This window comes from Microcoleus sp. AR_TQ3_B6 (assembly GCF_036702785.1).
In the GTDB taxonomy this organism is placed as follows: Bacteria; Cyanobacteriota; Cyanobacteriia; order Cyanobacteriales; family Microcoleaceae; genus Microcoleus.
The window spans coordinates 14,472-38,775 of the sequence record NZ_JAUBVJ010000059.1; the positions used below are offsets into that span (position 1 = coordinate 14,472).

General features: G+C 42.5%; 19 protein-coding genes. 9 read left to right on the forward strand and 10 right to left on the reverse strand.

What is annotated here, in order from left to right; translation table 11 throughout:
* The first annotated feature begins 64 nt into the window (after window positions 1–64).
* Both QUB56_RS24485 and QUB56_RS24490 read left to right on the forward strand, forming a co-directional pair.
* On the forward strand, window positions 65–1,225 hold the full coding sequence (locus QUB56_RS24485; RefSeq protein WP_332958750.1) for a class I SAM-dependent methyltransferase: 1,161 nt from the start codon (window positions 65–67) through the stop codon (window positions 1,223–1,225).
* Between the two features lie 3 nt (window positions 1,226–1,228).
* On the forward strand, window positions 1,229–1,993 hold the full coding sequence (locus QUB56_RS24490) for a CmcI family methyltransferase (protein ID WP_332958751.1): 765 nt from the start codon (window positions 1,229–1,231) through the stop codon (window positions 1,991–1,993).
* Window positions 1,994–2,092: 99 nt separating this feature from the next.
* On the opposite strand, the gene QUB56_RS24495 is transcribed toward QUB56_RS24490, so the two are convergent.
* Window positions 2,093–6,130, reverse strand: coding sequence for a tetratricopeptide repeat protein (locus tag QUB56_RS24495; RefSeq protein ID WP_332958753.1), 4,038 nt, complete (start codon window positions 6,128–6,130; stop codon window positions 2,093–2,095).
* Between the two features lie 496 nt (window positions 6,131–6,626).
* Here QUB56_RS24495 and QUB56_RS24500 point away from each other — a divergent pair, with 496 nt between their 5' ends.
* The 6 genes from QUB56_RS24500 to QUB56_RS24525 are packed head-to-tail and all read left to right on the forward strand — an operon-like array spanning window position 6,627 to window position 13,514.
* A complete protein-coding gene (locus QUB56_RS24500; RefSeq protein WP_332958756.1) occupies window positions 6,627–8,762 on the forward strand; it encodes a hypothetical protein in 2,136 nt (711 codons plus the stop codon).
* Window positions 8,763–8,782: 20 nt separating this feature from the next.
* Window positions 8,783–9,271, forward strand: coding sequence for a hypothetical protein (locus tag QUB56_RS24505; RefSeq protein ID WP_332958758.1), 489 nt, complete (start codon window positions 8,783–8,785; stop codon window positions 9,269–9,271).
* On the forward strand, window positions 9,252–9,653 hold the full coding sequence (locus QUB56_RS24510) for a hypothetical protein (RefSeq protein WP_332958760.1): 402 nt from the start codon (window positions 9,252–9,254) through the stop codon (window positions 9,651–9,653). Before QUB56_RS24505 ends, QUB56_RS24510 begins: the two co-directional genes overlap by 20 nt.
* 56 nt (window positions 9,654–9,709) lie before the next feature.
* Window positions 9,710–10,975 (forward strand): glycosyltransferase, encoded by a 1,266-nt coding sequence (locus QUB56_RS24515; RefSeq protein ID WP_332958762.1) that lies wholly within the window; start codon window positions 9,710–9,712, stop codon window positions 10,973–10,975.
* 21 nt (window positions 10,976–10,996) lie between these two features.
* Entirely contained in the window at window positions 10,997–12,253 is a 1,257-nt protein-coding gene (locus QUB56_RS24520) for a glycosyltransferase (RefSeq protein WP_332958765.1), read from the forward strand.
* A 58-nt stretch (window positions 12,254–12,311) separates the two neighbouring features.
* Window positions 12,312–13,514 (forward strand): glycosyltransferase family 4 protein, encoded by a 1,203-nt coding sequence (locus QUB56_RS24525; protein ID WP_332958767.1) that lies wholly within the window; start codon window positions 12,312–12,314, stop codon window positions 13,512–13,514.
* A gap of 44 nt (window positions 13,515–13,558) precedes the next feature.
* Here the strand turns inward: QUB56_RS24525 and QUB56_RS24530 are convergent, their stop codons facing one another.
* From QUB56_RS24530 to QUB56_RS24570, 9 genes are all read right to left on the reverse strand, one after another.
* Window positions 13,559–14,482: a DUF4214 domain-containing protein gene (locus tag QUB56_RS24530; protein WP_332958769.1), complete on the reverse strand. Its 924-nt coding sequence runs from the start codon at window positions 14,480–14,482 to the stop codon at window positions 13,559–13,561.
* 118 nt (window positions 14,483–14,600) lie between these two features.
* Entirely contained in the window at window positions 14,601–15,602 is a 1,002-nt protein-coding gene (locus QUB56_RS24535; protein ID WP_332958770.1) for an FkbM family methyltransferase, read from the reverse strand.
* A gap of 95 nt (window positions 15,603–15,697) precedes the next feature.
* Complete coding sequence (locus QUB56_RS24540; RefSeq protein WP_332958771.1) at window positions 15,698–18,427, reverse strand: tetratricopeptide repeat protein; 2,730 nt, start codon at window positions 18,425–18,427, stop codon at window positions 15,698–15,700.
* A 471-nt stretch (window positions 18,428–18,898) separates the two neighbouring features.
* On the reverse strand, window positions 18,899–19,504 hold the full coding sequence (locus tag QUB56_RS24545; RefSeq protein ID WP_332958772.1) for a 50S ribosomal protein L25/general stress protein Ctc: 606 nt from the start codon (window positions 19,502–19,504) through the stop codon (window positions 18,899–18,901).
* Window positions 19,505–19,568: 64 nt separating this feature from the next.
* A complete protein-coding gene (locus tag QUB56_RS24550; RefSeq protein WP_332958773.1) occupies window positions 19,569–19,934 on the reverse strand; it encodes a hypothetical protein in 366 nt (121 codons plus the stop codon).
* Window positions 19,934–20,140, reverse strand: a complete 207-nt coding sequence (locus QUB56_RS24555; RefSeq protein WP_332958774.1) for a hypothetical protein — start codon at window positions 20,138–20,140, stop codon at window positions 19,934–19,936. The genes QUB56_RS24550 and QUB56_RS24555 overlap by 1 nt, the downstream gene beginning before the upstream one ends.
* Window positions 20,141–20,148: 8 nt before the next feature.
* Window positions 20,149–20,373 (reverse strand): hypothetical protein, encoded by a 225-nt coding sequence (locus QUB56_RS24560; RefSeq protein WP_332958775.1) that lies wholly within the window; start codon window positions 20,371–20,373, stop codon window positions 20,149–20,151.
* Window positions 20,366–21,262, reverse strand: a complete 897-nt coding sequence (locus tag QUB56_RS24565; RefSeq protein WP_332958776.1) for an ATP-binding protein — start codon at window positions 21,260–21,262, stop codon at window positions 20,366–20,368. The genes QUB56_RS24560 and QUB56_RS24565 overlap by 8 nt, the downstream gene beginning before the upstream one ends.
* Before the next feature lie 69 nt (window positions 21,263–21,331).
* Window positions 21,332–22,672 carry an adenylosuccinate synthase gene (locus QUB56_RS24570; protein WP_332958777.1) on the reverse strand — a complete coding sequence of 447 codons (1,341 nt, stop codon included), beginning with the start codon at window positions 22,670–22,672 and terminating at the stop codon, window positions 21,332–21,334.
* 398 nt (window positions 22,673–23,070) lie between these two features.
* On the opposite strand from QUB56_RS24570, the gene QUB56_RS24575 reads away from it, so the two are divergent.
* Window positions 23,071–24,108 (forward strand): adenosine deaminase, encoded by a 1,038-nt coding sequence (locus tag QUB56_RS24575; RefSeq protein ID WP_332958778.1) that lies wholly within the window; start codon window positions 23,071–23,073, stop codon window positions 24,106–24,108.
* Window positions 24,109–24,304: the final 196 nt, after the last annotated feature.

Below are 24,304 nucleotides of genomic sequence, written 5' to 3' on the forward strand. Positions count from 1 at the left end.
TTTCAAATAAGGAAGTTAACACCTAGATAAAATCTAAAATTTTACCTGAAAATGAGTTTTAAATATGCAGAGATGCCCTGTTTGTAGTTCCAACTTAGTATCCCCATTTTTGCTTCGAGGTAGCGTACCCGTTCATCAAAACCTAGTGATGGTCGATCGCATATCTGCTCTAGAAATTAATCGCGGAAGTCTGAGTCTAGCAGTTTGTGAAGACTGTGGATTTATTTTTAATGCTGATTTTGATGGTTCCAAGTTAAGCTATGGCAAAGATTATGATAACAGCCAGACTTATTCGCCATCTTTTGAGAGTTATATTTCCGAACTGGCCCGGTCTCTAATCTATGATAAAAATGTTCAAAATTGCTCGATTGTGGAAGTGGGCTGCGGTAATGGTTCATTTTTAAGGAAGCTAGTAGAATCTGAGGAATGGGGAAATCAGGGTTATGGGTTTGACCCAAGTTATGTCGGGGAAGAAACTATTCTTGACGGCCGCCTGAAGTTTGAGAAGCGTTACTATGACTCAGAGTGTGCTAATATTCATGCTGACGTGGTTGTTTGTCGCCACGCGATCGAACACATTCCCGATCCTTTGAGCTTACTCTTTTCTGTCCGACAAGCTTTAGTTCATTCTCCTAACGCTCGCGTTTTCTTTGAAACACCTTGCGTTGAGTGGATCCTCCGCAATCAAGTAATATGGGATTTTTTCTACGAACATTGTTCCTACTTTACAGCAGAGTCTCTAGCGACGGCTTTTGAAGTATCTGGTTTTCAGGTTAAGAGCGTAGATCATATATTTCAAGGGCAATATCTATGGTTAGAAGCTACGATTCCGTCAGTAGAACCTGCTGTCACGAAACAACCAGCACTCATTTCAACTTTAGCTAAGCAGTTTGCGACATCAGAACGTGAACTGCTTAACAAGTGGGAAATTAAGATTCAAAAATTAGCTAACCAAGGCAAAGTGGCTCTTTGGGGGGCTGGAGCTAAAGGTGTAACTTTTGCTAATCTGATCGATCCCGATCGTAAATGGATTGATTGCATTATTGACCTGAACCCGAATAAACAAGGTAAATATATTCCCGGGGCTGCTCATCCTATTGTCAGCTATCAGGATATAGCAAATCGAGAAATTACAACTGCTATTTTGATGAACCCGAATTATTATCAAGAAAATCTAGTCTTATTAAAGGCATCCAACTTAAACATTGACCTATTAGTGGAGTAAGTTATGAAAATCATAATTGATACGACTGAAAAAACACTCACTTGTGAGATTGATAACCAGCAGCAGGTATTAAGCCTTTATACAAAAGAGGCTTTTGAACTGATATCGCTTCAGTGGGTTAAAATTGGATGGAATCAGAAATATTCTTATACATTTAGTTGGCTGGGTCGCCCTTTGCTGCAACTTCCTGAAGATTTGATTCGCATTCAGGAAGTTATCTATCAGGTTAAACCCGATGTAATTATTGAAACCGGGGTGGCTCACGGAGGCTCGCTGATTTATTACGCGAGCCTTTTTAAAGCAATGGGGAAGGGTAGGGTTGTAGGAGTTGATATTGAAATTCGTCCCCACAATCGCAAGGCTATAGAGGAACACGAACTGTCATCGTTCATTACTTTAGTTGAAGGCAGTTCTACAGATACCAGTATTGTAGATGAGGTGAAAAAACTGGTAAATCCAGGGGAGACTGTCTTGGTAATTCTTGACTCGTGTCACACAAAACAGCACGTTGCTGATGAGTTAGAGGCTTATTCGAGTTTTGTGACACCAGGTTCCTATATAATTGCCACCGATGGAATTATGAAGGATTTGGATGATGTGCCGCGCGGGAATCCTGAGTGGAAGTGGGATCATCCTACTGCTGCGGCTGCTGAGTTTGCAGAAAAACATCCAGAGTTTGTATTGGAGCAACCTAAATGGCCGTTTAGCGAGAGCGATTTGACGGAGAATGTGACTCACTGGCCTGGAGCGTGGTTGCGGAGACTGTAAGGATAGAGTTGAGAAATTGCCAACTTGGGTCTGATGGCTCGTATTTAGCAAATTATTAAGAGGCTGGTACCCTCTTAATAAATATTTTTGTTTGAAATATTATTGTCGCTCCTGACTTAACTTTTCTATTAGTTTAACCGCTTCATTATAGATTACTTTCCAATCACAATCATAATTGCAGTCGCCATAATCAACGACACTATCATTTGGTATGAATACTTGTGGTATGAGCTTGTCAAAATAGGGTAGCTCTGAGCGCCCAGACTGAAGTGTTCTGACATCCTCATAATTGAGAACTTGAGTGTGTGCATGCAAGACGCCTGGTTTGTTAGCGATCCATGAGGGATAGATCAGTCCGGCCCCTACTGGTGATATGTGCAAATCTATAGCCTTAGCCCAAACGACTGTTTCGTAAGTTGTAGCACCGATCGCACTGTAGGTATTTATAGCCGGATCTATAACAGAAAGTATTTCTGCCATTACCGCTTTTTCGCTTTCTATCATAGACCAACTCACACTATCAGAATCCTCTTTTCCGCTAAGAGACCACCCATCAAACACAACTCCCAAATTCGGAAAATCTGAGTACAGACTTTGGATAATATTTGCTATTCCTTTTGCCTGACCTAGCCATACCCTACTACTGGTGCGAATTTGGACACCCAGAAGCGGAAAATGAGCCTTAGCTCTTTCCACTTCGTTCAAAAAATCTGGAGTACATTTTTTCAGTGAAACCTCACATATTCTGTTTATTAACGGCTCTTCTATAAATCTAGCATTAGCTCTGAAAGCAACATAATTATTATCCACTACCCTTTTAAAAACATCCCAAACATCCTTAACATAAATTAGGTCTTCAGGCAAAATTTCTGGAAAAATATCCCCGATACTGAAGTATTCCCCAGGACCAATTAAAATTTTATCGACTTTGGATAACTTGCCATTTCTAGAGAGACTGTCAATAGCAGCCACGTCCTGCCATAAATAATGCCCAATGTTGAACCCTAAACCTACAACATCAACTACTTTTTTTTCTTCATTTTGTAAATAAGATTTGACTTGCTGCCAATAACTAACCATATAAGCCTTGAACTTATTTATACTTTGTTCAGGACGGGCAAAAGGTACTAATGCATGATTGAAATTAATAATTAGCTCTCGATTTGGTAAGTAAATCAAAAGCTTTTCCCCCATAACACAGCCATTCATCAAATAGAACACTTCATTTCCCACAAAGCGATAAATAAAACCCTGCAAGTCGTGATGTCCAACCTCTTGATGATTGATCACGAAGGATTGATTAGACCGCATAACCTTTGAACTGAAAGGACACAATGAATAAATATAACCAGTTTCTACTAGAACTTGCTGGTAAGGAAGAGTGAAGTTACTTTGAGGGAGAAGCTGTTTTTTTATAGTTTCATCAAAACTATTTATATAGTTTTCTTCCAAAGCAAAGTTGTCTTGTGCTATTAATTCCAAATTGGCTAAGGACAACCCCACTTTTTCCAGATAGTTTTTGTCGTCATCAGTTAAGAATTGCAGGGTGATAAATCTATATCTGCTGGCTAGTTGGAAATATTGGAACGCTGCTTCTGGGTCGATTTCTGTTAGCAAATCAGGCTTATCCTCCTCAAGATGTTCTAGTTGATTTAATCCCTTCCAGATATCTTCGTAAATTTCGCTATTTTTATGTACATCAGTTTGATGAATTAAAGTTAGTTCTATAAAGTTAACAGAAAAGAATAGACCTGTTGCCCAAAACCTAACTTCTAAATCTTTAGCATAGACAAAATCTATGAAAAATTCATGCTCTTTTTGATTTTTTAGATAAACATTTTCTTCATAAACTACGCAGCCTTTATTTACACAAACATCAAACTTAAACCAAACTTGTTCAGATTCGTTCCCTTGATTCACACTAAAATTTGCCTTTTCCAGGCCGATCTTAACTCTATATAAACCAGCTAACAAACTGATATAAGGTCCATAGCAAATTTGGCCATAATTTCCTACGGGGATAACTAGCTGCTGACCAGCTTCTGTTTGCATAAGCTGTCCTGAAATTAAAGTATAATCTTCTGGGTTGATCCAGAAAGTCTTTATCCCCTCCAAGTTGCTTAAAAAACATTTCTGGCTGGTCACTTCGGGGTAAAGCTCTACTAGCTGTCGCCATTGTGCGATCGCTTCTACCAATTCACCCTTTTCCGCCAAAATTTCACAAATTTTGAGTAGATTTTGAATCCCATTTTCTAGGTAAACTTTTAGTTTTATGGCTTCATTCTTAAGAAGGTTTAGTTGAGTCTCAACTTGTTTAAAATCTCCCCCAATTTTAGCCATCAATGCTGTCTGCCTGGCTTGAAGAAAATGCCGATACTTGTGGATATTTTTTCTTAAAAATTCCGGCACATCTTTACCTTCTATGTCTCTGACATCGAAATAAAACTCACCTGATGATTCCATCTCCAAGCTGGGTCTACATACGTCATATTTTATTTTTTCAATTCTTCTTGCTTGTGAATCATCCCCTTCTTTATGTGCAAAACTTTGCAATTTGTACCGACGGGATACTTCTGAACCAAACCAACTAAATGACCAGCCACTCTTAACTAGGTATGGATGTTCAAAATACTGGTTGCTATTGATGTATCCCGAACGCTTGTAAGCAGGATCGCCCATGTCTAACCCTGTGTTTATTTTGTCTGAATACCTAACTTTAGTGTAAGTTCTAACTTTGAAGTCTTTATATTTACAAGCAACTGTTCCGCACCACCACTCACTGGCGATGTTATTTAAATGACCGTGATACAAATCTTGAACAAATATGACAAACTCATTATCTTTAAGTAATTCAATAGCTTCACTCAGCTTTTCTTTTCGGGGAATTTCATCACAGTCATTGACTAAGATTATATCCTCATCTTTGCATTCAAGAGAATTTAATACCCTACTTATGCAGTTTTTTTGGTGAACGTCAAGAGGCCATGCTTGGAGATGAACAGGTTGACTGTAGTCAATTTCAGGCATATCATCAACAACATAGTGAATGATTTTATCCTGATACTCAGCAAACTCATGGCTAAATTCTTGGTAATAAAGTGGCTTGGGGTTGCCACTAAAGGTTTTTGTAGCTTCTACTAAAATAAACTTATCTACAACATCCTTGAGTTCTTCTATCCGAATTCTGAGAACATCTAATTCATTGAAAAAGGCAAAACAGTCATAAATGCGAGGCCGCTTTTGATTAGCTTGCATATTATTGGGATTTAGCTTGAAAGCCTTGTAGTAACAGAGGCTGGCCTCAGTTGTGTTTCCTTGAGCTGCTACTGCTTCTCCTAAGTTATAGTAAGATTGGTCTGAGTTGGGACTCAGTTCAAGAGCATGACGCAAAGTATCGATCGCGCCTTCTAAATCCCCCTGTTTAATTAATAATTCCCCTAAGCGATAATGAGCTTGCACATCATCAGGATTTGACTCAGTAAGGCGGCGATAAGGAGCGATCGCCTCTTCCCACTGCTCTTGTTTCACCAATGCTTCCCCTAACTGCAACCAGACTTCAAAGTTATCTGGCTGTATCTGTAGGAGCTTGCGGTATGCTGGCACATCATCAGGATTTAACTCAATGGCTCGACGGTAAGACGCGATCGCCCCTTCCAAATCCAACTGAGTTCGCTGTTGCAGCAATTCCCCCAGCTTATACTGAATCCAATCGGTCTCTAGGTCAAGCTCAGTAGCACGGCGATAAGCCGCGATCGCCTCATCTAGCTGACCCAGTTTTTCTAAACTTTTTCCTAATCCCACATACGAACCAAAGTGATCGGCATTGAGTTCAATGGCTTTACGAAAGACAACAACCGCTTCCTCCCATTGTTGCCGTCGTTCTAAAGCATCCCCTAAGTGATGATAAGACCAAGAAAAATCCGGGTTTAGTTCTATAGCGTGGCGATAAGAGGCGATTGCTTCTTCGAATTGACCTAGTTTCCCTAGAGCTTCCCCTAACTTGTGGTGAGACCAGGAGAGGTCAGGATTTAACTCAATGGCACGGCGGAAAGCTGCTATCGCGTCCTCCAGAGTCCCTGACTCTAGAAGTCGATCGCCCTCGTCCAAATAATCAACGGCAGTTTTTTTCGCTTCCATCTTGAGTTAATGTCAATCGTGCTAAGCTGATGAGCCACTTCAGGTTACACTAAGTTGTGTACCTTTGACAAGATGTAACCTTAATGACCTAACCTTAGTGTAAACTGTGGTTGAATCTCGGACTCTTGAGAGGCGATGTACTTGATGTTGTAGCACGAACAGCCAGAGGGCTGGGTAAGTGTAACAGGTGAAATTCATGATGCGTTGTCAGAAATTCTGGCGACAGTGCTTGATGCCAGATTAAACCAGGAACATATAGCGCTAGACGCCAGTCTTAACAGACTAACGGAAATTGCTGTATTAAGATACGCTTGGGGAGCATTTATGGAAAAATTGGGTGGGCTTGCAGATTAAGTGTAAGTGAAGGTGAGGTGTTTAATGTGGCAACAGAAATATATCGAGTTAAGGGCGATCGGGATATAGGAAATTTATTTCATAGCTGGTAAAAATTGTTAGAGTAAAGTCAAGATTGTTAGATAAAAAGGCAGGTATTATCGTGGTTGAACAAATCGTTGTTCACGTCCCAAAAACAGCAGGAGCAACATTTCAAGTTATTTTAAACCAAGTTTATGGTGGCAAACATATTTACTATGACTATCTAGAGGATTCTCTACCTAGAGTCTATCAACCTGCGGAAATACCATCACAATTTAGAGTGATTCACGGTCATTTTTCGATCGCCAAGTATGATAAAATTTTTCGGGAGGTCAAAAGGATAATCTGGTTGAGACACCTGGTACATTTATTGGTTTCTCTATATTTTTATTGGCTGCATCTTCCCTTAATAAATAATAATCACACAATAGTAGGGAAAATACAAACTTCAAGAAGGGGAATAGATGAGTTTGCCGAACAACCAAAGGTAAGAAATATATTATACCAACATACTTGTGGAAAAAATCTAAGTAATTTTTATTTTGTCGGGTTACAAGAATTTTTCCAAGAAGACTTGGCTGAACTTAAAATTATGCTAGGAGGGAAAAATTTTCGTAAGTCCTATGAAAATAGGAACCCAAATCCTAAATATCACGAAAATATACAAAAAGTATTTGCTAATCATAAAATTATCGATAAGTTAGTAGAGAACAATCAACAAGATTTGGCTCTTTATCAAGAGGGATTAAATCTGAGAGCCAACCGTAGAAAAGAGTCAATTTTAAGACAGCCCATTATGGCGGAAGGGAATAGGTATCAGTATCAATTGCGTCAATTCACACAAATCTTAAAACCGACTAATTTTAATAATGTAGGACAAACAGGAGAACCCAGCATGAAAGAAGGGAAAAGAACGTTTGTCTTCAATAAACAAGAGTTTTATTACAACAGGATAAGATTTAATAACCCTACCGAAAGAGCAGTAGAGATACCTATTGCTTTTAACTTCCTTGCAGCTCTCAACCAACCAGCAAGCATACTTGAAGTTGGGAATGTACTATCTCATTATGAAAATCATTTGAGTGAAAGGCTTAGTATAACATCAAGACGAATTGTCGATAAATTTGAAGTAGAAGTAAGGGTAGATAATGAAAACTTAATGAACCTGCCGTCTGACAAAAAGTACGACGCGATTGTCTCACTTTTTAGAGTCGAAGACATTGAACAAAAAGGAGATCCTTCTGGTGGATATGGAGAGCAGGAAGAAAACCGGGATTTTGAAGGTCTCTTAAAAGCAATTGCTAAGATAGACGACCTACTTACTCCTGATGGCCAAGCTTTGATTACCGTTACTTTTGGAAAATTTATAGATGGGGAATGGTATATTCAGTTTAGTAAAGAGTATTTGTATATGTTAGCTAAAAAATATGGAATTCCTAAAGAAGCAGTCTCAGTTAATTGCTTAAAGCTAATAGACAGAGAAAAAAATGGCAGTAGTTTTAAGGTGCTTTGGGAAGAGTTAGATGCTCTTGAACTTAGTTATGTGGAATACGGCTCGCCTTTTTCTCAAGCAAATGCGATCGCCGTTATCGAACTTTCCCAGCTTTCAAGTGACTTTCACTTAAAATTAAATGTCGAGTCGAGTCCTCTGTTATACAATATGTCCTATGAAACGCGGACAGAATTCGAGCAAAACAAGGCTCTGTTACAACAAACTCAGAGTGAAGTGGCAGAATTTCTGTTGCAATTGCAACAGACTCAGAGGGAATTGGAACAATCCCAGTTACAACTCCATCAGACTCAGAGGGAATTGGAACAATCCCAAGCACTCCAGCAGCAGACTCAGAGTGAATTGGAACAATCCCAGTTACACCTCCATCAGACTCAGAGTGAATTGGAAAGATTAAAGTTACACCTCCATCAGACTCAGAGTGAATTGGAAAGATTAAAGTTTTCGCAAGCTATGGTTAGAGAAAGTGATGTCAAAAGTCAGATGCAGTACAAACACTTATTGTGGGAGGGGTGGTACGCTTATTGCAAAGGCGATAGGGCGGGGATGGCTAACTTTATTAAAGAATCCTTGAATTGCACGCCTTTTTCAACAACAGAAACAGTCTTGAACTGGTTAGAAACTTTTACTAGGTTTTCGTCAGAAAAAGGAGATATTCTTGATACTAATACTTTAGTTAACTCAGCAGAATGCAAAGAATTGATGCGTCGCAGCATTAATGGCAAAACTGCGCTGACCATCCATTAGTAAGAGATTGCAAGCAAGCTATGATGACAAACTCGGATTTCAATATTGAGAAAACTATCATTAAGCATCAGCCATTGATTGTGAATGACGAGCCAAGCCTCACCAATCCAGTCTCGCAAATGGTCACCGAGACCCAGTGTCGATCGGATGCCTTCTACTATTGGTGTGAGGAAACTCCTCTGCCGCACCAGCCAATATTTCGTGGAAAACTGTGGGAGTACGCCTATATCCTCCAGTGTCTGTCTGAGGCGGGCATGATGTCACCAGGCAGGCGCGGACTAGGTTTTGGTGTCGGCCAGGAACCGTTAGTAGCTGTAATGGCTGCGCGAGGCTGCTCCGTGGTGGCCACAGACCTAGATTCAGAGGAAGCGACTAAGCAGGGATGGGCAGGTACCGGTCAATATGCAGCCACGCTAGAGGCACTTAACGATCGCGGCATCTGCCCCCTCCGAACGCTTCGCATCCAAGGTGAGTTACCGCGTGGTAGATATGAACAAGATAGATCCTGATTTGGTCGGCTTCGATTTTGTCTATTCGTCTTGCGCTTTCGAGCACCTCGGCTCGATCGAACTGGGGCTGCAATTCGTCAAAAACAGCCTTAAGTGCCTGCGTCCGGGGGGAATAGCAGTACACACCACCGAATTCAACGTTTTTTCTAATGACGCGACGATCGACCACCAACAGACTGTACTGTTTCGACGGCAGGACATCGACAGACTCGCAGCAGAGTTGACAAGCCAAGGACACGAAATAGTCCTCAACTACAACACCGGAAGCGGGTCATTCGATCGTCACATAGACGTACCGCCCTGGTCGGGGATACACTTAAAGCTTCAGTTGGAACAATATGTCACAACATCCTTGGGGCTACTGATTAACAAGGCTTCATAGATTAAATCGTTTTTCAATTATATTCAGACATTTCTACTCAGCCAAAACCAAGACGAATGTTAAATCATCAACTAAATAATTCTTTGGGTGTAAATTTAGCCGGTCATATAACCGGAGATTTTGGGCTAGCGGAAGCGGCTAGAGGAAATCTCAGAGCCCTAGAAGCCGCCAGAATTCCCTTTGCGCTTAAGGATCTGAAAATAGATTGGCTACCCAACTCCGATACCAGCTACAAAAAATTTTCCGACGACAATCCATATCCAATCAATATAGTCCAAACCAACCCCAATTGGGTTGAGCAGATGTTAGCCGGGTACTTTCCCGGCATTGGTTCTGAATATTTCAAAGGCAAATACAATATAGGTGTCTGGTTATGGGAATTGCCAGTATTTCCCTCTGAATGGCAGTGGGCATTTGATTTATTTGATGAAATCTGGACTACCAGTAACTTTTGTGCTGAAGCGTTTTCTGCCGTCTCCCAAGTTCCTGTACTCAAAATTCCTGTTAGCCTCGCCTTCCCGCAACCATTATTAACAAGAGAAAACCTCAACTTACCCAAAGATAAGTTTATTTTTCTATTCATGTTTGACTTTGGCAGTTCCTTTGAACGGAAAAATCCCTTTGCGACCGTTGAGGCATTTAAACGAGCCTTTGGTAAATCTAATCCAGATGTTTTACTCGTTCTCAAGTTTGCCAATGCTCATCTTTTTCCGGAACGGCGACAGGAACTAATGGATTTGGCTGAGGGTTGGTCATCTCTTCAGTTTATAGACGGACATTTGCAAAAAGAAGAGATTCATGCTTTGGTTAATAGTTGTGACTGTTATGTGTCTCTGCATAGGGCTGAAGGATTCGGTTTAACCATGTCGGAAGCCATGTACTACGGGAAACCAGTAATCGCAACAGCCTATTCATCTAATATGGAATTTATGAATGTTGGCAATAGTTTTCCTGTTAAATACGAGCTGGTGACAACAACTGAAGATTATGGAGCTTACCCCAAAGGCAGTGTCTGGGCGGAACCAGATATCGAGCATGCTGCATCTCTCATGCAGTCTGTATTTGAGAATAATCAGGAAGCTCAGAAAACAGGAAAAATAGCAGCCAAGGAAATCAGGTCTTTATTAAATCCTCAAGCTGTAGGTATAAAAATAAAAAATCGCCTTGAATTTATCAGGGCCCATCTAAATCATACCCAGTTGTCAAATCGGTTCCATGAACTTCAGACAGAAAGAGATCTATTGGCTCGTCAAGCCCAAGCTTGGAGGCAGACAGCATTACAAATGCAAATAGAACTCAAACACTTGCAGTTTCATCATTAGTACAAAAGTACAAAATTCGCTATGTTGCAGAAAATACAAACTTCTAATTTTGGCATCAATGTTGCAGGTCACGCTAGTGGGGAATTTGGCATTGGAGAAGGCATGAGAGGAACTCTCAGAGGACTTCAAGCCGTAGGCATTCCCTTCACAATCAGGGATATTAAAGTAGATTGGCACAGAAACCTCGATTCTACCTACACTAATTTCTCTGACGAGCAACCCTATGCTATCAACCTCGTTCATACACCACCTATAGGCGGAGTAATGGAAAGTTTAGGTTCAGAGTATTTTCAAGGGCGATACAACATAGGTTACTGGGCTTGGGAGCTGCCATTGTTTCCCCCTGGTTGGCTATATGCTTTTTATTCATTTGATGAGATATGGACTCCCAGCAATTACTCTGCTGAAGCCATTTCAGCGGTATCACCTATTCCCGTTGTAAAGGTTCCGCACAGCATTTATCTTCCAGAAACCTCCTTGAGTAGAGAAGCTTTAGGGTTACCGAAAGACAAGTTTATTTTTCTGTTTTTATTCGACTACCACAGTCGGCTGAGTCGTAAAAATCCTCTGGGAACAATAGAAGCGTTTAAACGAGCTTTTGGGAAATCAAACAACGATGTCTTGCTCCTAATCAAGTCTTCTAACGGGAAGTTTCATCCTGAGCTGCAAGAGCAACTTTTGTCGCACACAGATGGTTGGTCGTCAATTAAATTTATAGAAGGGCATTTGCAGAAAGAAGAGCTTCATGCCTTAATTGACAATTGTAACTGCTATGTTTCTCTGCATCGCGCGGAAGGGTTTGGCCTGACTATGGCGGAAGCGATGTTTTATGGCAAACCAGTAATTGCCACTGCTCACTCGGCTAATATGGAATTTATGAATGTCGGCAACAGTTTTCTAGTGAAATACGATATGGTGACAATTATTGAAGATGATGGGCCCTATTTTAAAGGAAATGTCTGGGCTGAACCAGATCTCGATCATGCCGCATCCTTAATGCAGTATGTCTTTGAAAACTATCAGGAAGCAGAGCAAGTAGGAGCTAGAGCCGCCAGTGAAATTAGGTCTTTACTCAGCCCGCAAACTGTTGGCAGCAAAATTAAAATCCGTCTGGAAGACATTATGAGCAGGATAAATCATCCTACACGCTCAACTCGCCTCCGTAAGATTCAGACAGAAACAGGTTTATATCAATCCCAAGTCCAAGTATGGAGGCAAACAGCACTGCAAATTCAAACGGAACTAGAGCGGTGTCAAAGGCTACCTTCTATTAAGTAGTAGAATTGAGCCGGTTTTCCAGAATAGTACAAATGTTAAAGGTAGATTAAAATTGGCTATGCTAAGTAAAGGACTAGATTATTCTTTTGGAATCAATGTTGTGGGTCATGTGACAGGCGAATTTGGGCTGGGAGGTGGCGTCAGAGGTACTCTCCGAGCAATAGAAGCAGCAGACATCCCCTTCGCAATTAAGGATCTTAGGGAAGATACGCAGCGAAACTTAGATTCTAGTTACACAGATTTCTCTGAAGATAACCCATATCCCATCAACCTGATCCATACAAACCCTCACAAATCATTACTGGATTTAATTAATCCTGCATATTTTAAAAATCGGTATAATATTGGATTCTGGGCATGGGAATTGCCAAAATTTCCTGATTTTGGGCGGTTTGCCTTTGATATATTTGATGAGGTTTGGACTTACAGTAATTACACGGCTGAAGCCATAGCAGAAGTATCGCCTATTCCTGTCCTTAAGCTACCGCCTAGCATTTCTATCCCGCCAAATTCCTTGGGCAGAGAAGTATTGGGATTGCCCGAAGACAAGTTTATTTTTCTGTTTATGTTTGACATTGGGAGCGGCTTTGAACGAAAAAATCCCTTGGCTACTATTGAGGCATTTAAACGAGCTTTTGGAAAGTCTAATGATGATGTTTTACTGATCGTTAAGTATAGACCGCATCCACTGTTTCTCCATCTGCAAGCACAACTCAAAGCGCAAGCAGAGGACTGGCAATCTATTCAGTTTATAGAAGGGGATTTAAAGAAAGAAGAACTCCACGCCTTAGTTGACAATTGTAACTGCTATGTGTCGCTACATCGGGCTGAAGGGTTTGGTTTGACGATGGCGGAAGCGATGTACTACGGCAAGCCGACTATCGCCACCGCCTACTCGTCTAATATCGAATTTATGAATGTTGGCAATAGTTTTCCAGTTAAGTATGAACTGGTGAAAACAACTGAAGATTATGGGCTTTATCCAAAAGGAAGTACCTGGGCGGAGCCAGATATCGATCATGCTGCTTCCTTAATGCAGCATGTGTTTGAGAATTATTCGCAAGCACAGCAAGTAGGATCGAGAGGAGCCGCAGAGATTAGATCTTTATTGAGTCCGCAGGCGGTGGGAAAAAAAATAAGAAGTCGCCTTGAATATATTACAAGGACAATAGAAGAGAAAAGCTGTTTTGAATCCCAAGCTCAAGCTTGGAAGCAAGCAGCGTTGCTAGCTCAGGTGGAACTAGAGCGCTCAATGTTTTAACGGCAAAACACTCAACAAGAATCCCGTTAGAGTTATAAATAATTCTAACAATCCTCTGCTCGCATACAGCAGATGAAAAAACAGTAAGAGTTATTGGGATTGTCGTTGAGTTTTTCACTGCTGATAAACTCGTTTTTGAAATGCTCCATACTTGATGTTTCAATTGACTTTGATAGATCGATCACTCCCTTACTCTGAATAATTTTGAAGTTGTGCTTCTCCAAAAGTTTACACAAATCTTCATAGTAGTATTCTATCTTGTGTTCGGGATGGATGTAACTATTAGGAAGCTGTAACTTGGTAGCTCGTCTGTTAGGGGTATCTAGTGCCAGCTTACCACCTGGTTTTAATAACTTGTAGGCTTTTGAAAAGACTTTTTCAGCATCTTCAGGGGTGATGTGTTCTATTGATTCTCCAGACCAAATTAGGTCAAAAGTACCTTCCTGAAAACAGTCTAAGTCAGTCATACTTCCATAAACATATTCAATGTCACAGGTTTCGTATTTAACTTGTTTTGGCCATTCTGGCCCTGGAAACATCATTTTGTCGGGATGAAAATCTAAAATGTAGAGCTTTTGTGGCACATGAGGATAGCCAAAACTTAGCAAAGCACCTCTTGGATCGCTTGAGGAATAACCACCCAAGTCTAATATAACTTCAGCAGGTGGAAGGAGTTGTTTCACCATTTCCATTCTGGCATTGTGAAGCTTTTCATTAATTTGGTTTCCGCTTTCCTCACCTGAAATGCGTTGGTAAAATTCGCTTGACTTAATCATCGTTTGTACTACGCTTGCCCGACTAACACCAGCATTTAGCAAACCTAACCAACCTTCCAGCCCCTCAGGATCGGCTTCCCGTTCAAAGATTACCCAATAAGCCATCCATAGATAGCTTTTGTCGCTTTTGGCATGAGTGGATAAAGTTTTTTGAATGGCTGCTTCCAGATGCTTTGTTGCTTCGGGGTTCATCGTGGCTCCTTTGATATCTATAAATGTATTTTAAGGGATTTTTTTTTGAACGCGCACCCACCTGACAAATACAGGCTAGTGTGGAATCGCGACTCGCTTTAGTATATCTAACTTCAGGTTACAAAGGCAGAGCCATCAGGTCAAGGTGTATTCTGTCAAAATTAACTTTTTCGGCTAATCTTTGCCAGAAATCCATCACAAATAGCGGGTCAGTAGCTTCCGTAATTTTTCCTACTTCTTCAATGATAAATAACCGATAATTATACTGTGTCAGTTGTTTTAAATACCCTTCACCAACCGCATAGGGATGAAACTCAGTAAAAATAATAGGTCGGTGTTTATTTATAATCCGATCCATGCCGCGCAGCGCAATAGGTTCATGTCCTTCTATATCCATTTTAATTACATTAATTTGTTTTTCTGCTTGCAGCAATTCATCCAGTACCACTGATTGCACTAATTGATAATTTACAGATTCCTCTGATAACTCCACAACCCACCCATTAGATCCCGATGTCATTAGCCTTAAAATTTGTTGAGAATCTGAAACTGCAAAGGGATAAACGGTAATATTTTCAAACTGATTTTCAACGATACTTGCATATAGCAGTTGTCTATTGTATTGGTTTGGTTCAAAAGATATTACTTTACCCTCATTTTTAACAATGCTTGCTGCTAGGAGAGTGAAATAGCCTATGTTAGCTCCGAGATCGAGAAAAACATCGCCTGACTTTAAGTGTTTAACAATAGCATCAGTCACATGAGGTTCATAGCTTCTGGTACTAATAATTGTTTGACCAACTGCAGTGTCATTAGTCATTGCATAGATTTTAAAATTTTCCTGTTCGATTAATACTTGATTTTCTGTACTTGCAAAGCTCTGCGTGCCTGGTGGTAAGCGGTGTTGAAATTCATTAGACTCAATCATCTTTGCGATTAAAGTAGGTCGAGTCAATCCTTCTTTTAGCTGGTTTAAGAACATAGCTATTCCCTCTGGATCAGCTTCGCGCTCAAAGATTACCCAATAGGCCATCCATAGATAACTTTTGTCGTTTTTCGCATGAGTGGATAAAGTCTTTTGGATGGATTCTTCCAAGCGTTTAGTTGCTTCAGGGTTCATGGTAGTTCCTCTAATCTCGTTCATATTATTTTAAGGCAAGTAGGCTCTATTAGCCTGTATTAAATTACCAAATACAGGCTCAAGTGCACGGAAAATTAGAAAATCTTGGGTTCTAACTCTAAGGCGTGACGGTAACAAGCACTTGCTTCATCTATTTGCCCTTTTTTAGTCAAGACTTCCCCTAAATTATAGTGGAACCAAGAGAAATCAGGCTTTAGTTCTATGGCGCGGCGGTAAGCTGCGATCGCTCCTTCCACATCTCCTTGATGTCGCAGCATATCCCCTAAATTGTTGTGGATATACGGATCGTCAGGTTTTAAATCGATCGCGCGGCGGTAACAGTTCATCGCTTCCTCCCGCTGACCTTTTGCGCTCAAAGCATCGCCTAACAATTGGTAAGGTTTATACTCATGGGGTTGAACCTCAATAGCGCGGCGGTAACAAGCGATCGCCCGATCCGTATCATTCTTTTGCGCGAAAAGCAACCCCAACTGCAAGTGCGCCTCACCGCATTCGGGATTTACCTGCAATGCCATCTGATAAAAGACGATCGCCCCATCCGGCCAATTTTTCCGCACCAAAGCATCAGCCAATCCAACATAAAGGTCAGCATCATTCGGCGCAATCTCCAGGGCCTTGTGATACAACTGCACGTCATCAGGATTATCCTGAATCGCCCGCCTGTACAAACCCATAGCATCCTTCAAATCCCACTGCGATCGCATCCTCAAAGCATCAGCCAACTTTTGCGAAAGCCATGGCAAATCCGCTTGAATTTCCGCAGCGCGGCGGTAAGCGGCGATCGACTCATCCCACCGTTCCAGCTTTTCAAAAGCCGTCCCCATGTTGTAATAAGTCCACGGAAAATCAGGATTTAACTCGGCCGTGCGCCGATAAACATCGATCGCTTCCTCCCACCTTTCCATGGATAGCAGCACGTCGCCCAACTTGCTCGCGGACCAGAAGAAATTCGGATTGATTTCGTTAGCACGCCGGTACGCAACAACCGCCTCATCCCACCGTTCCAAATTCACTAGCGCTTCTGCTAAATTGTTGTGCGCCCAAAAATGATCGGGATTGAGTTCGATCGACCTTTCGTATGCCGAAATTGCCTCATCCCACCTTCCCAGTTTAATCAGCGCGTCTGCTAAATAATTGTGCGACCAACTGAAATCCGGATTTAACTCTGTTGCTTTCCGGTAAGACTCTACAGCTTCTTCCCACCGTTCCAACTTCAGCAGCACGTCTGCTAAATTGTTGTGAGACCAGCTAAAATCTGGATTTAATTCGATCGCCTTGCGGTAGGCATTTACAGCTTCTTCCCACCGTTCCAACTTAACCAGCGACTCAGCTAAATTGTTGTGCGACCAAGAGAGATCGGGATTATTTTTAATAGCATTGCTGTAAGCATCTACCGCCGCTTCCCACTGTTCTTGACTCTTAAGAATTTCGCCCAATTCGTGATAAGCGGAGCCCGCATTTGGGTTCAACTCAACCGCCCGCCGGTAACAGTCAATACCTTGATTTACTTTACCTTGCTCGATCAAAGTTTTGGCTAAATTCTCGTGTTCCTCAGCGGTGCCAGACTTTGGTTCTAGCGCAAATGCTCGATACCAAGCCTGGGCCGCCTCTTCCGACTTTCCTAACTGAGTTAACAGTTTCGCAAAATTGCGGAAAGCACCGGCAAAATCCGGCTTCAGGGCGATCGCCTTTTCGTAAGCCGAAACCGCTTGCTGCCACTGTTCCTGCTGCGCGCAAATGCTGCCGTAATTAGCGTAAGCTTCGGCAAAATTTGGGTTAATTTCTATTGCTTTGACATAGCAACTTTTAGCTTCATCAATTTTCCCGCCAGCTTGCAGGGCGTTGCCCAACATTTTGTAAAGCGGCGCTTCCGGCTTAATTTGCAGTGCCTTCTTGCAAGCTGCGATCGCCTGTTCCAATTTGCCCTGAGCAAAATAGCCTTCTGCCAGTATTTTGTATGCTTCTGGATCTTCTATATTAATTGTTGAATTAACTGGCTGCTGCACTGGCTGCTGCACTGGCTGCTGCACTGGCTGCTTGACTGCCGTTGCAGCAGGCTGCTGCTTAACTGCCGTTGCAGCAGGCTGCTGCTTAACTGCACCGTTTGTGGCAGTTGCACCTGCTAAAGTTTGCTGTCCCTCGCTGCCGTTTCTCGCATGAGCTGCGTTGAGTTCAATAGCTTTGCGATAATATGCTGTCGCTTCCTCTAACTTGCCTTGTTTTTTTAGCGCTTCGCCCAAATTTTGGTAAGCTGTCGCCACATTAGGATCTAATTTTATGGCGCGATTGTAACAGGCAATGGCTTCGGGTAATTTTTCCTGCCGAAAAAAAGCGTCGCCCATATTCAAGTGTTCGCCAGGCGGTACTTTTTCCGGTTCCAAACTAAATGCTTGATACCAGCAGTGCTGGGCTTCTTCCGGTTTGCCAATTTGTCCGAATACTTTTGCTAAATTCCGGTACACTCCCGCGAAATTCGGCTTAATCGCGAGGGCCTTTTGATAAAATCCGATCGCCTCCTGCCATTTTTGCTGCTGCGCGCCAAGGCTGCCCAGATTCGCGTATACTTCCGCAAAATTCGGTTCTATTTCAATCGCTTTTGCGTACCAGTGGCGCGCCTCTTCCATCCTGCCTTGAGCTTGTAGCGCGTTGCCCAAAGTCTTGTAAGCTGGTGCAAAATTGGGGTGAATCTTTAAGGCTTGCTCGCAGGAGGCGATGGCTTCTTCTAATTTTCCTTGGGATAAGTATATTTCTCCCTGTTGGTTAAATTGAACCGCTGTTGATTCTGTACTCACTGTTGATGGCATATGGGCGGCGGCTCCAGAGGCAGGAATTAAATAGGGTTGTCAAAACGTTTCACAATTATAGTGGAGTTTGACACTAACAGTACCGGACTTGTTCCCCCAATTCTTAATTTTTTTGACTGCCGGTGCTATCGAGAAACCAGGTTTCTCGGCTGATTTTTTTGATTTGACTGCTAAATATGTAAGAATCAGCCCGGTTTCTGGCCCATTTGCGCGCCAGTCCAGGCTTTTGTCGCTTCTGGTCGATCGCCCGTTTTGTAAAGAAAAGTAAACACTGCAGGTGCTGGCTTGTGCGATGCTTGCTTGTGGAGTGTGGGCAAGGGAACCCGCCTAAAAAAATGTTACAAACGGCGCCAAATGTGCGATCGAAGCCAAACGAAAATAGCCTTTTTAGCAAAAAACGATCGCCCTTTTGGGAGAAAGCGATCGCCCTTTTTTTTCAACCATTAGTTAACAACTATTAGCAATTACTAATCAAGCTGCTGTGTCTGCGTCTGCTTCTGCGTCTTCGGCTTCAGAACCTGCTTGAATTCCCAGCACGGTAACAACCACCTGATCTGGTTCGCCGAGAGCTACCACTCCCTCAGGCAAAACTAATTCGTGAATGTGCAGCGCATCCCCTAACTTTAAATTAGAAATATCTACTTCAATTGCTTCAGGAATGCTGTCAGGTTTGCACTTAACTGCTAGTTGCGTCAGCACGGTATCCAAGATGCCGCCTTCTAGCTTAACGCCGACAGCTTCGCCGACAAAATTCAGCGACAATTCAACTTCCAGGCTGTCTTGAGTCGCGACGGAGAAAAAGCTCAGGTGGTAAGGATAGCCCTTCCAAGGATGAACTTGAACTTCCCGCAGCAAGGTTTTTCCGCTCCAAGAGAGGTCGGGAATGCTGAGGTCAATTAGGGCATTGTTGACTACGTGCTTTTTGAGCAGGTGTTCAACTGTTTTGGCTTTAATGGTAAGGGAAATGGATTCCGATCCTTTGTGGCCGTAGAGGACGGCGGGAATCAATCCAGAGCGGCGGAGGGCGTTAGCTTTGCTGCCTTCTGCCCGCTTTTGACATTCTACTGCGAGTTCCATGTTCTGACTTTCTGCTGATTGTTTTCACATTTTATCAGAATTGTGATATTGTGATCGCGCTTAATTAAATTCGCTGGAGGTATTGATAATTTTCATTTTCCACGCACTTCAGCAGTTCGAGCATTTTTCTCAGACGGTACGTTCCTGATTGATACTCTTCTTTTGAAGGGCTATCTCCTAGTTGAGTGATGACAGCATCGCTTTCGCGGACAACCTCATCGCGAAAAAATTCTTTTAACTTCTTGCTATTACCTTTACTTAACTGCACTACAGATAACATATCCTCTTCCCCATCTATCTGTATTTTTCTTTTTACTGATTTGCCGATTTTGGAAAACTCTGACTTTGCCAACCACAAGTAAAAATCTTCCGTCAGTTCTACACTGTTGGTTAAACTACCATCCTTGGAAATAAAGCCGATGTCTAACATTATCCTTCCTCCTTAGCTTCAGATTCCCTAAATTCACTTTCTGGGACATTCTCAGCCCAAGCTATCCCTGCTTCGTCAAACCGCTTTTTTGCATCAGGAGAAATGGTTCCTGTAGTAATAACTGCAACAACAGTTTGTTTGTCGATAATTTTCTGAGCTTCACCTGGATAGATATTCTCTTTTGTCTTGATTTCAATGTGTGGCATGGGACTCTCTAACTATTATATTTATTTTGAATCTGCCGAATTATGTCTTTTACTCGTGAAGCGTCTTCAGGCTTAATTATCAAAATATCACCTTTTCGACTGTTTCCTTTTGTTCTTTCGCAGGGAATACCTTCTTTAGCCATTTGTTCGATTACCCACTTAATCATATCTCTATGGACTTCGTAATGATAAATCATTTTATCTTCATCAGTTTCAAAGTCTTTCTTAGGCATCTAATAACTCCTTGTATGTTTTATCTAAGTGTTGGCGGGTCGAAAATCCCTGTTCAAAAAGCTCCACAAGCCTTTCTGATATAGAGATATCTCCAGCGCCGCATATTACATCTATTAGTAACACTTTATACAAAGCTTTGATATCGCCTGCCGTAAAGGCGCGGCTCTGGTAGATGCCGTACAACTTTTGCAAATCTTCTTGTTTAGTATTATGTTTAATTGGCTGATTCAAATAGTCAAGATAGGATTTGAATTCATCCCGCGATAAACTGGGATCGACAGTTTGTTTTAAAGAAAATCTACGCACTACTGCTGTATCCACTAGATTAGGCACATTAGTAATGCCAAATACTAAAAAACGCTGACTTATTGACGGTTGAAGATTGTCAAGTTGTAGCATTAAAGTTGTCATAGCTCTGCGAACAGCATCGTGTTCCTGTGCGCGACTGCGACTCATGCAAAAAGCATCTAGTTCATCCAATAATAGAAACACTGATGAACCATCTGAAGAAATTTTACGCAAATCTTGAAATATTTGCTCTAGATTTCGTGAAGACTGCCCTAAAGCGGGGTCGAGCATTCTCCCAACGTCAACAGTATAGAAGTTGATTTCATTAGTAACTTCTTGCTTGATTTGGTCGAAAAGTAAGTAACAGAGTGTAGTTTTACCAGTATTAGGCGGCCCGTAGAGCAGAACAGACGGTACGAGATTGTAAATGCTAAACTGGTTGAGCAGAGAGTCATCAGCCGTTAGCATCGTCTTGCAGAAACGAAACAAATATTTCTGCAATTCATCTAATCCGAACAACTTTTGGTGGGCAATAATGCGTTTGATATCGCCGTGGGTCAGTTGTACTAATCCGCTGTCGCCTTTAACTAAATTGGTCATGCCGACACCGCCAAAAGTTTCAAACTGTACTGATTAAGCTTTCCGAGCATTACATTTTAGCTTAAAGTCTCATGATTGTGCTACTACAGGTCTACTGTCAGCCGACAATAACCCCCGCTTCGGGCCGTGAATCGGGTCTTCTACAATAATAGTTTGGTCGCGGCTCGCACCGAGAGAAACAATTGCGATCGGCACTGCCATCAAATCTGCCAAAAACTTTAGATAATCCAATGCTTGCGGCGGTAAATCTTCCAAATTGCGGCAGTCTTCCGTTGACTGTTTCCAACCGGGAAGGGTTTCGTAAATAGGTTTGCACCGAGCAAATATCCGGGAACTTTTCGGGAAATCCACACAGCGTTCGCCGTCTATTTCGTAAGCAACGCAAACTTTTATTTCTTCTAATTCATCCAAAACATCTAGTTTGGTAATTGCCAGACAGTCAAGGCCGTTGATGCGGACTGCGTAGCGGCCGATTACTGCGTCGAACCAACCGCAGCGGCGTTTCCTGCCCGTTGTCGTGCCGAATTCGGCACCTCTCTCGCCCAAAATTGCGCCAACTCCATCTACCATTTCGGTAGGGAAGGGGCCTTCCCCGACGCGGGTTGTATAAGCTTTTGCTACGCCAATTACGCGATCGATCGCTGTTGGGCCGACTCCGGTTCCCACACAAGCCCCACCAGCGATGGGATTGCTCGAAGTAACGTAAGGATAAGTACCGTGGTCTAAGTCTAATAATGTGCCTTGGGCGCCTTCAAACAGAATATTTTTCCGCTTGTGAATTCCCTCATAAATCTTCAGCGAACTATCTACTACGTGCGGCCGCAAACGTTCCGCATACACGCGATATTCATCAATTACATCTTGCGGATTGAGAGGCGGCAAATTGTAGAGTTTTTCCAGAATGACATTTTTACAATTAATCGTCCATTCCAGTTGTTCTTGCAACCCTTCCAAGTCCATTAAATCGAGCATCCGAATGCCGGTACGTTCCGACTTATCGGCATAAGTAGGGCCGATGCCGCGTCCCGTCGTCCCGATTTTATAATTTCCCCGCTGCTCTTCCGATGCTACATCAATTAATCGGTGATAGGGCATCGTCACGTGAGCAGTCTGCGAAATCATCAGCGAGGCCGTCGAAATATTCAGTGCCTCTAACTGATCTAATTCTTCTATTAAAACTTTAGGGTCGATGACCGTGCCGCAGCCGATGATACACTCTTTATCAGGGTAGAGAATCCCGGACGGAATTAAGTGCAGCTTGAAAGTCTGACCGTTGACTACCACGGTGTGACCCGCGTTGACGCCCCCTTGGTAGCGGACAACGATATCTGCGGATTTGCTGAGCAAATCGGTAATTTTGCCTTTTCCTTCATCGCCCCACTGGGCGCCGATTACAACTACGTTAGCCAAGGGTTTCTCGCGTTCTGTTCAGGTTGACACAATCTCCGATTATGTACGAATGCGTCCCGGATGTCAAATAAATTTTTGTTACAATTGAAAGACTTGAGCCTGTATTGCACTCATCAACCCACTTCCAGGACTATCGGGGGACTTGGGAAGGGAGAGCCGAGAGGGGGAGAATGGGAGAGGGGAGAATGAGAGAGGATTGGATGAATTTTTATGGGAATCCAATGTGCAGCTTAAAGGTGGAACAGTTTACCTGCTTGAGGTTGTTGGCTAGTATGTGGGAAAACCCGGTTTCTGGCCACTGATGCGTATAGGACTAAATTACAAATTCTTCAATCCTTGAATTCTTCAATCCTTCAATTCTTTCAATCTAAAATCTAAAATCTAAAATCTAAAATCCCATGACTTTACACGCTGAGTTGCACCGCCATCTGGGTGGTTCTGTCGTTCCTAGGGTGCTGTGGCGGTATTTCGATCGCCACAATGCTGAGATGGTTAATCGATTTCCGAAATACTCGGAGTTTGAGGAGTTTTACACTCGTCCGCGCAATACTCTCAATGAGTATTTGGAACTGCACACGCTGGTAGAAAGCGTTCAAACTGTTGAGACTTTGCCTTATTTCATCTATCGGTTGATGCGGGGCGCTTACGTGTTTGAAAATTTGGCTTATTTGGAGTTGCGCTATACGCCTTATTTGCGGACTCCAGAACATTTGGAACAGTCAGAACGCATTGATTTGATGGCAGAAATTGTACAGGTTGTGGGCAAGGCAAGTCAAATTAGCGATTGTCCGATTGTTACTAGCCAAATTTTGTGTATGCACTCGCGTTTACCCTATGAGGTGAATCGGGCGATCGTAGATTTGGCGGCCGGGATGGGGGAATATGTTTGTGCGATCGATATAGCTGGCGGCGATGATTGTATAGGCGAGCGTTTGGAGGAGTTTGTCGGATTGTACCAGTACGCGAGGTCGATCGGCATCAAAACTACCGGTCACCTGTACGAAACTACCTCAGGCTGTTATCCCGAACTTCTGCCTTATCTGATGCGTATCGGTCACGGGATTCAAATTCCGTTAAAATATCCCGAATTGCTGCCAGAAGTCGCGCGCAGGGGTCAATGCTTGGAAGTTTGCCCGACTACCTATCTCAAAACGGGGACCTTGCAGGATATGCGCGAATTGAAGGTTGTGTTCGATCGATGTTTTGAAGCTGGCGTCGATATTGCCATTTGTACCGACAACGCGGGATTGCACAACGTGCGGCTGCCTTTCGAGTACGAGAATTTGTTAACTTTGGATATCATTGATTTTCGGCAGTTGCAAGCGTGTCAAGATGCGGCTTTCCGCCATGCTTTCGCGTGGCCCTACGACGAGAGGCCTGTGAAAATGCTGACCGGTTTGTTGCAGCATGAGTCGGTGGAGGCGATCGTTAATTAAAGAATATCTATTTAATGAACCGCGAAGGAGCGAAGGAAGAGAAAGAAGAAGATAGGTAGATGTCTTCAAGCAAAGACTCTACTTGGAAATAAGAAAAAGCTCTTTCTTCTCTTTCTTCGCGCTCTTTGCGTCTTCGCGGTTCGTTTAAAAGAGATATTTGTAAACTTATAATAAGTGTCCGGCACTCTCCAATCGG

Bases quoted from the DNA above. Each gene is read 5' to 3' on its own strand.
- QUB56_RS24485 (WP_332958750.1), top strand. From the start codon at position 65: ATGCAGAGATGCCCTGTTTGTAGTTCCAACTTAGTATCCCCATTTTTG.
- QUB56_RS24490 (WP_332958751.1), top strand. From the start codon at position 1,229: ATGAAAATCATAATTGATACGACTGAAAAAACACTCACTTGTGAGATT.
- QUB56_RS24495 (WP_332958753.1), bottom strand. From the start codon at position 6,130: ATGGAAGCGAAAAAAACTGCCGTTGATTATTTGGACGAGGGCGATCGA.
- QUB56_RS24505 (WP_332958758.1), top strand. From the start codon at position 8,783: ATGATGACAAACTCGGATTTCAATATTGAGAAAACTATCATTAAGCAT.
- QUB56_RS24510 (WP_332958760.1), top strand. From the start codon at position 9,252: ATGAACAAGATAGATCCTGATTTGGTCGGCTTCGATTTTGTCTATTCG.
- QUB56_RS24515 (WP_332958762.1), top strand. From the start codon at position 9,710: ATGTTAAATCATCAACTAAATAATTCTTTGGGTGTAAATTTAGCCGGT.
- QUB56_RS24520 (WP_332958765.1), top strand. From the start codon at position 10,997: ATGTTGCAGAAAATACAAACTTCTAATTTTGGCATCAATGTTGCAGGT.
- QUB56_RS24525 (WP_332958767.1), top strand. From the start codon at position 12,312: ATGCTAAGTAAAGGACTAGATTATTCTTTTGGAATCAATGTTGTGGGT.
- QUB56_RS24530 (WP_332958769.1), bottom strand. From the start codon at position 14,482: ATGAACCCCGAAGCAACAAAGCATCTGGAAGCAGCCATTCAAAAAACT.
- QUB56_RS24535 (WP_332958770.1), bottom strand. From the start codon at position 15,602: ATGAACCCTGAAGCAACTAAACGCTTGGAAGAATCCATCCAAAAGACT.
- QUB56_RS24540 (WP_332958771.1), bottom strand. From the start codon at position 18,427: ATGCCATCAACAGTGAGTACAGAATCAACAGCGGTTCAATTTAACCAA.
- QUB56_RS24545 (WP_332958772.1), bottom strand. From the start codon at position 19,504: ATGGAACTCGCAGTAGAATGTCAAAAGCGGGCAGAAGGCAGCAAAGCT.
- QUB56_RS24550 (WP_332958773.1), bottom strand. From the start codon at position 19,934: ATGTTAGACATCGGCTTTATTTCCAAGGATGGTAGTTTAACCAACAGT.
- QUB56_RS24555 (WP_332958774.1), bottom strand. From the start codon at position 20,140: ATGCCACACATTGAAATCAAGACAAAAGAGAATATCTATCCAGGTGAA.
- QUB56_RS24560 (WP_332958775.1), bottom strand. From the start codon at position 20,373: ATGCCTAAGAAAGACTTTGAAACTGATGAAGATAAAATGATTTATCAT.
- QUB56_RS24565 (WP_332958776.1), bottom strand. From the start codon at position 21,262: ATGACCAATTTAGTTAAAGGCGACAGCGGATTAGTACAACTGACCCAC.
- QUB56_RS24575 (WP_332958778.1), top strand. From the start codon at position 23,071: ATGACTTTACACGCTGAGTTGCACCGCCATCTGGGTGGTTCTGTCGTT.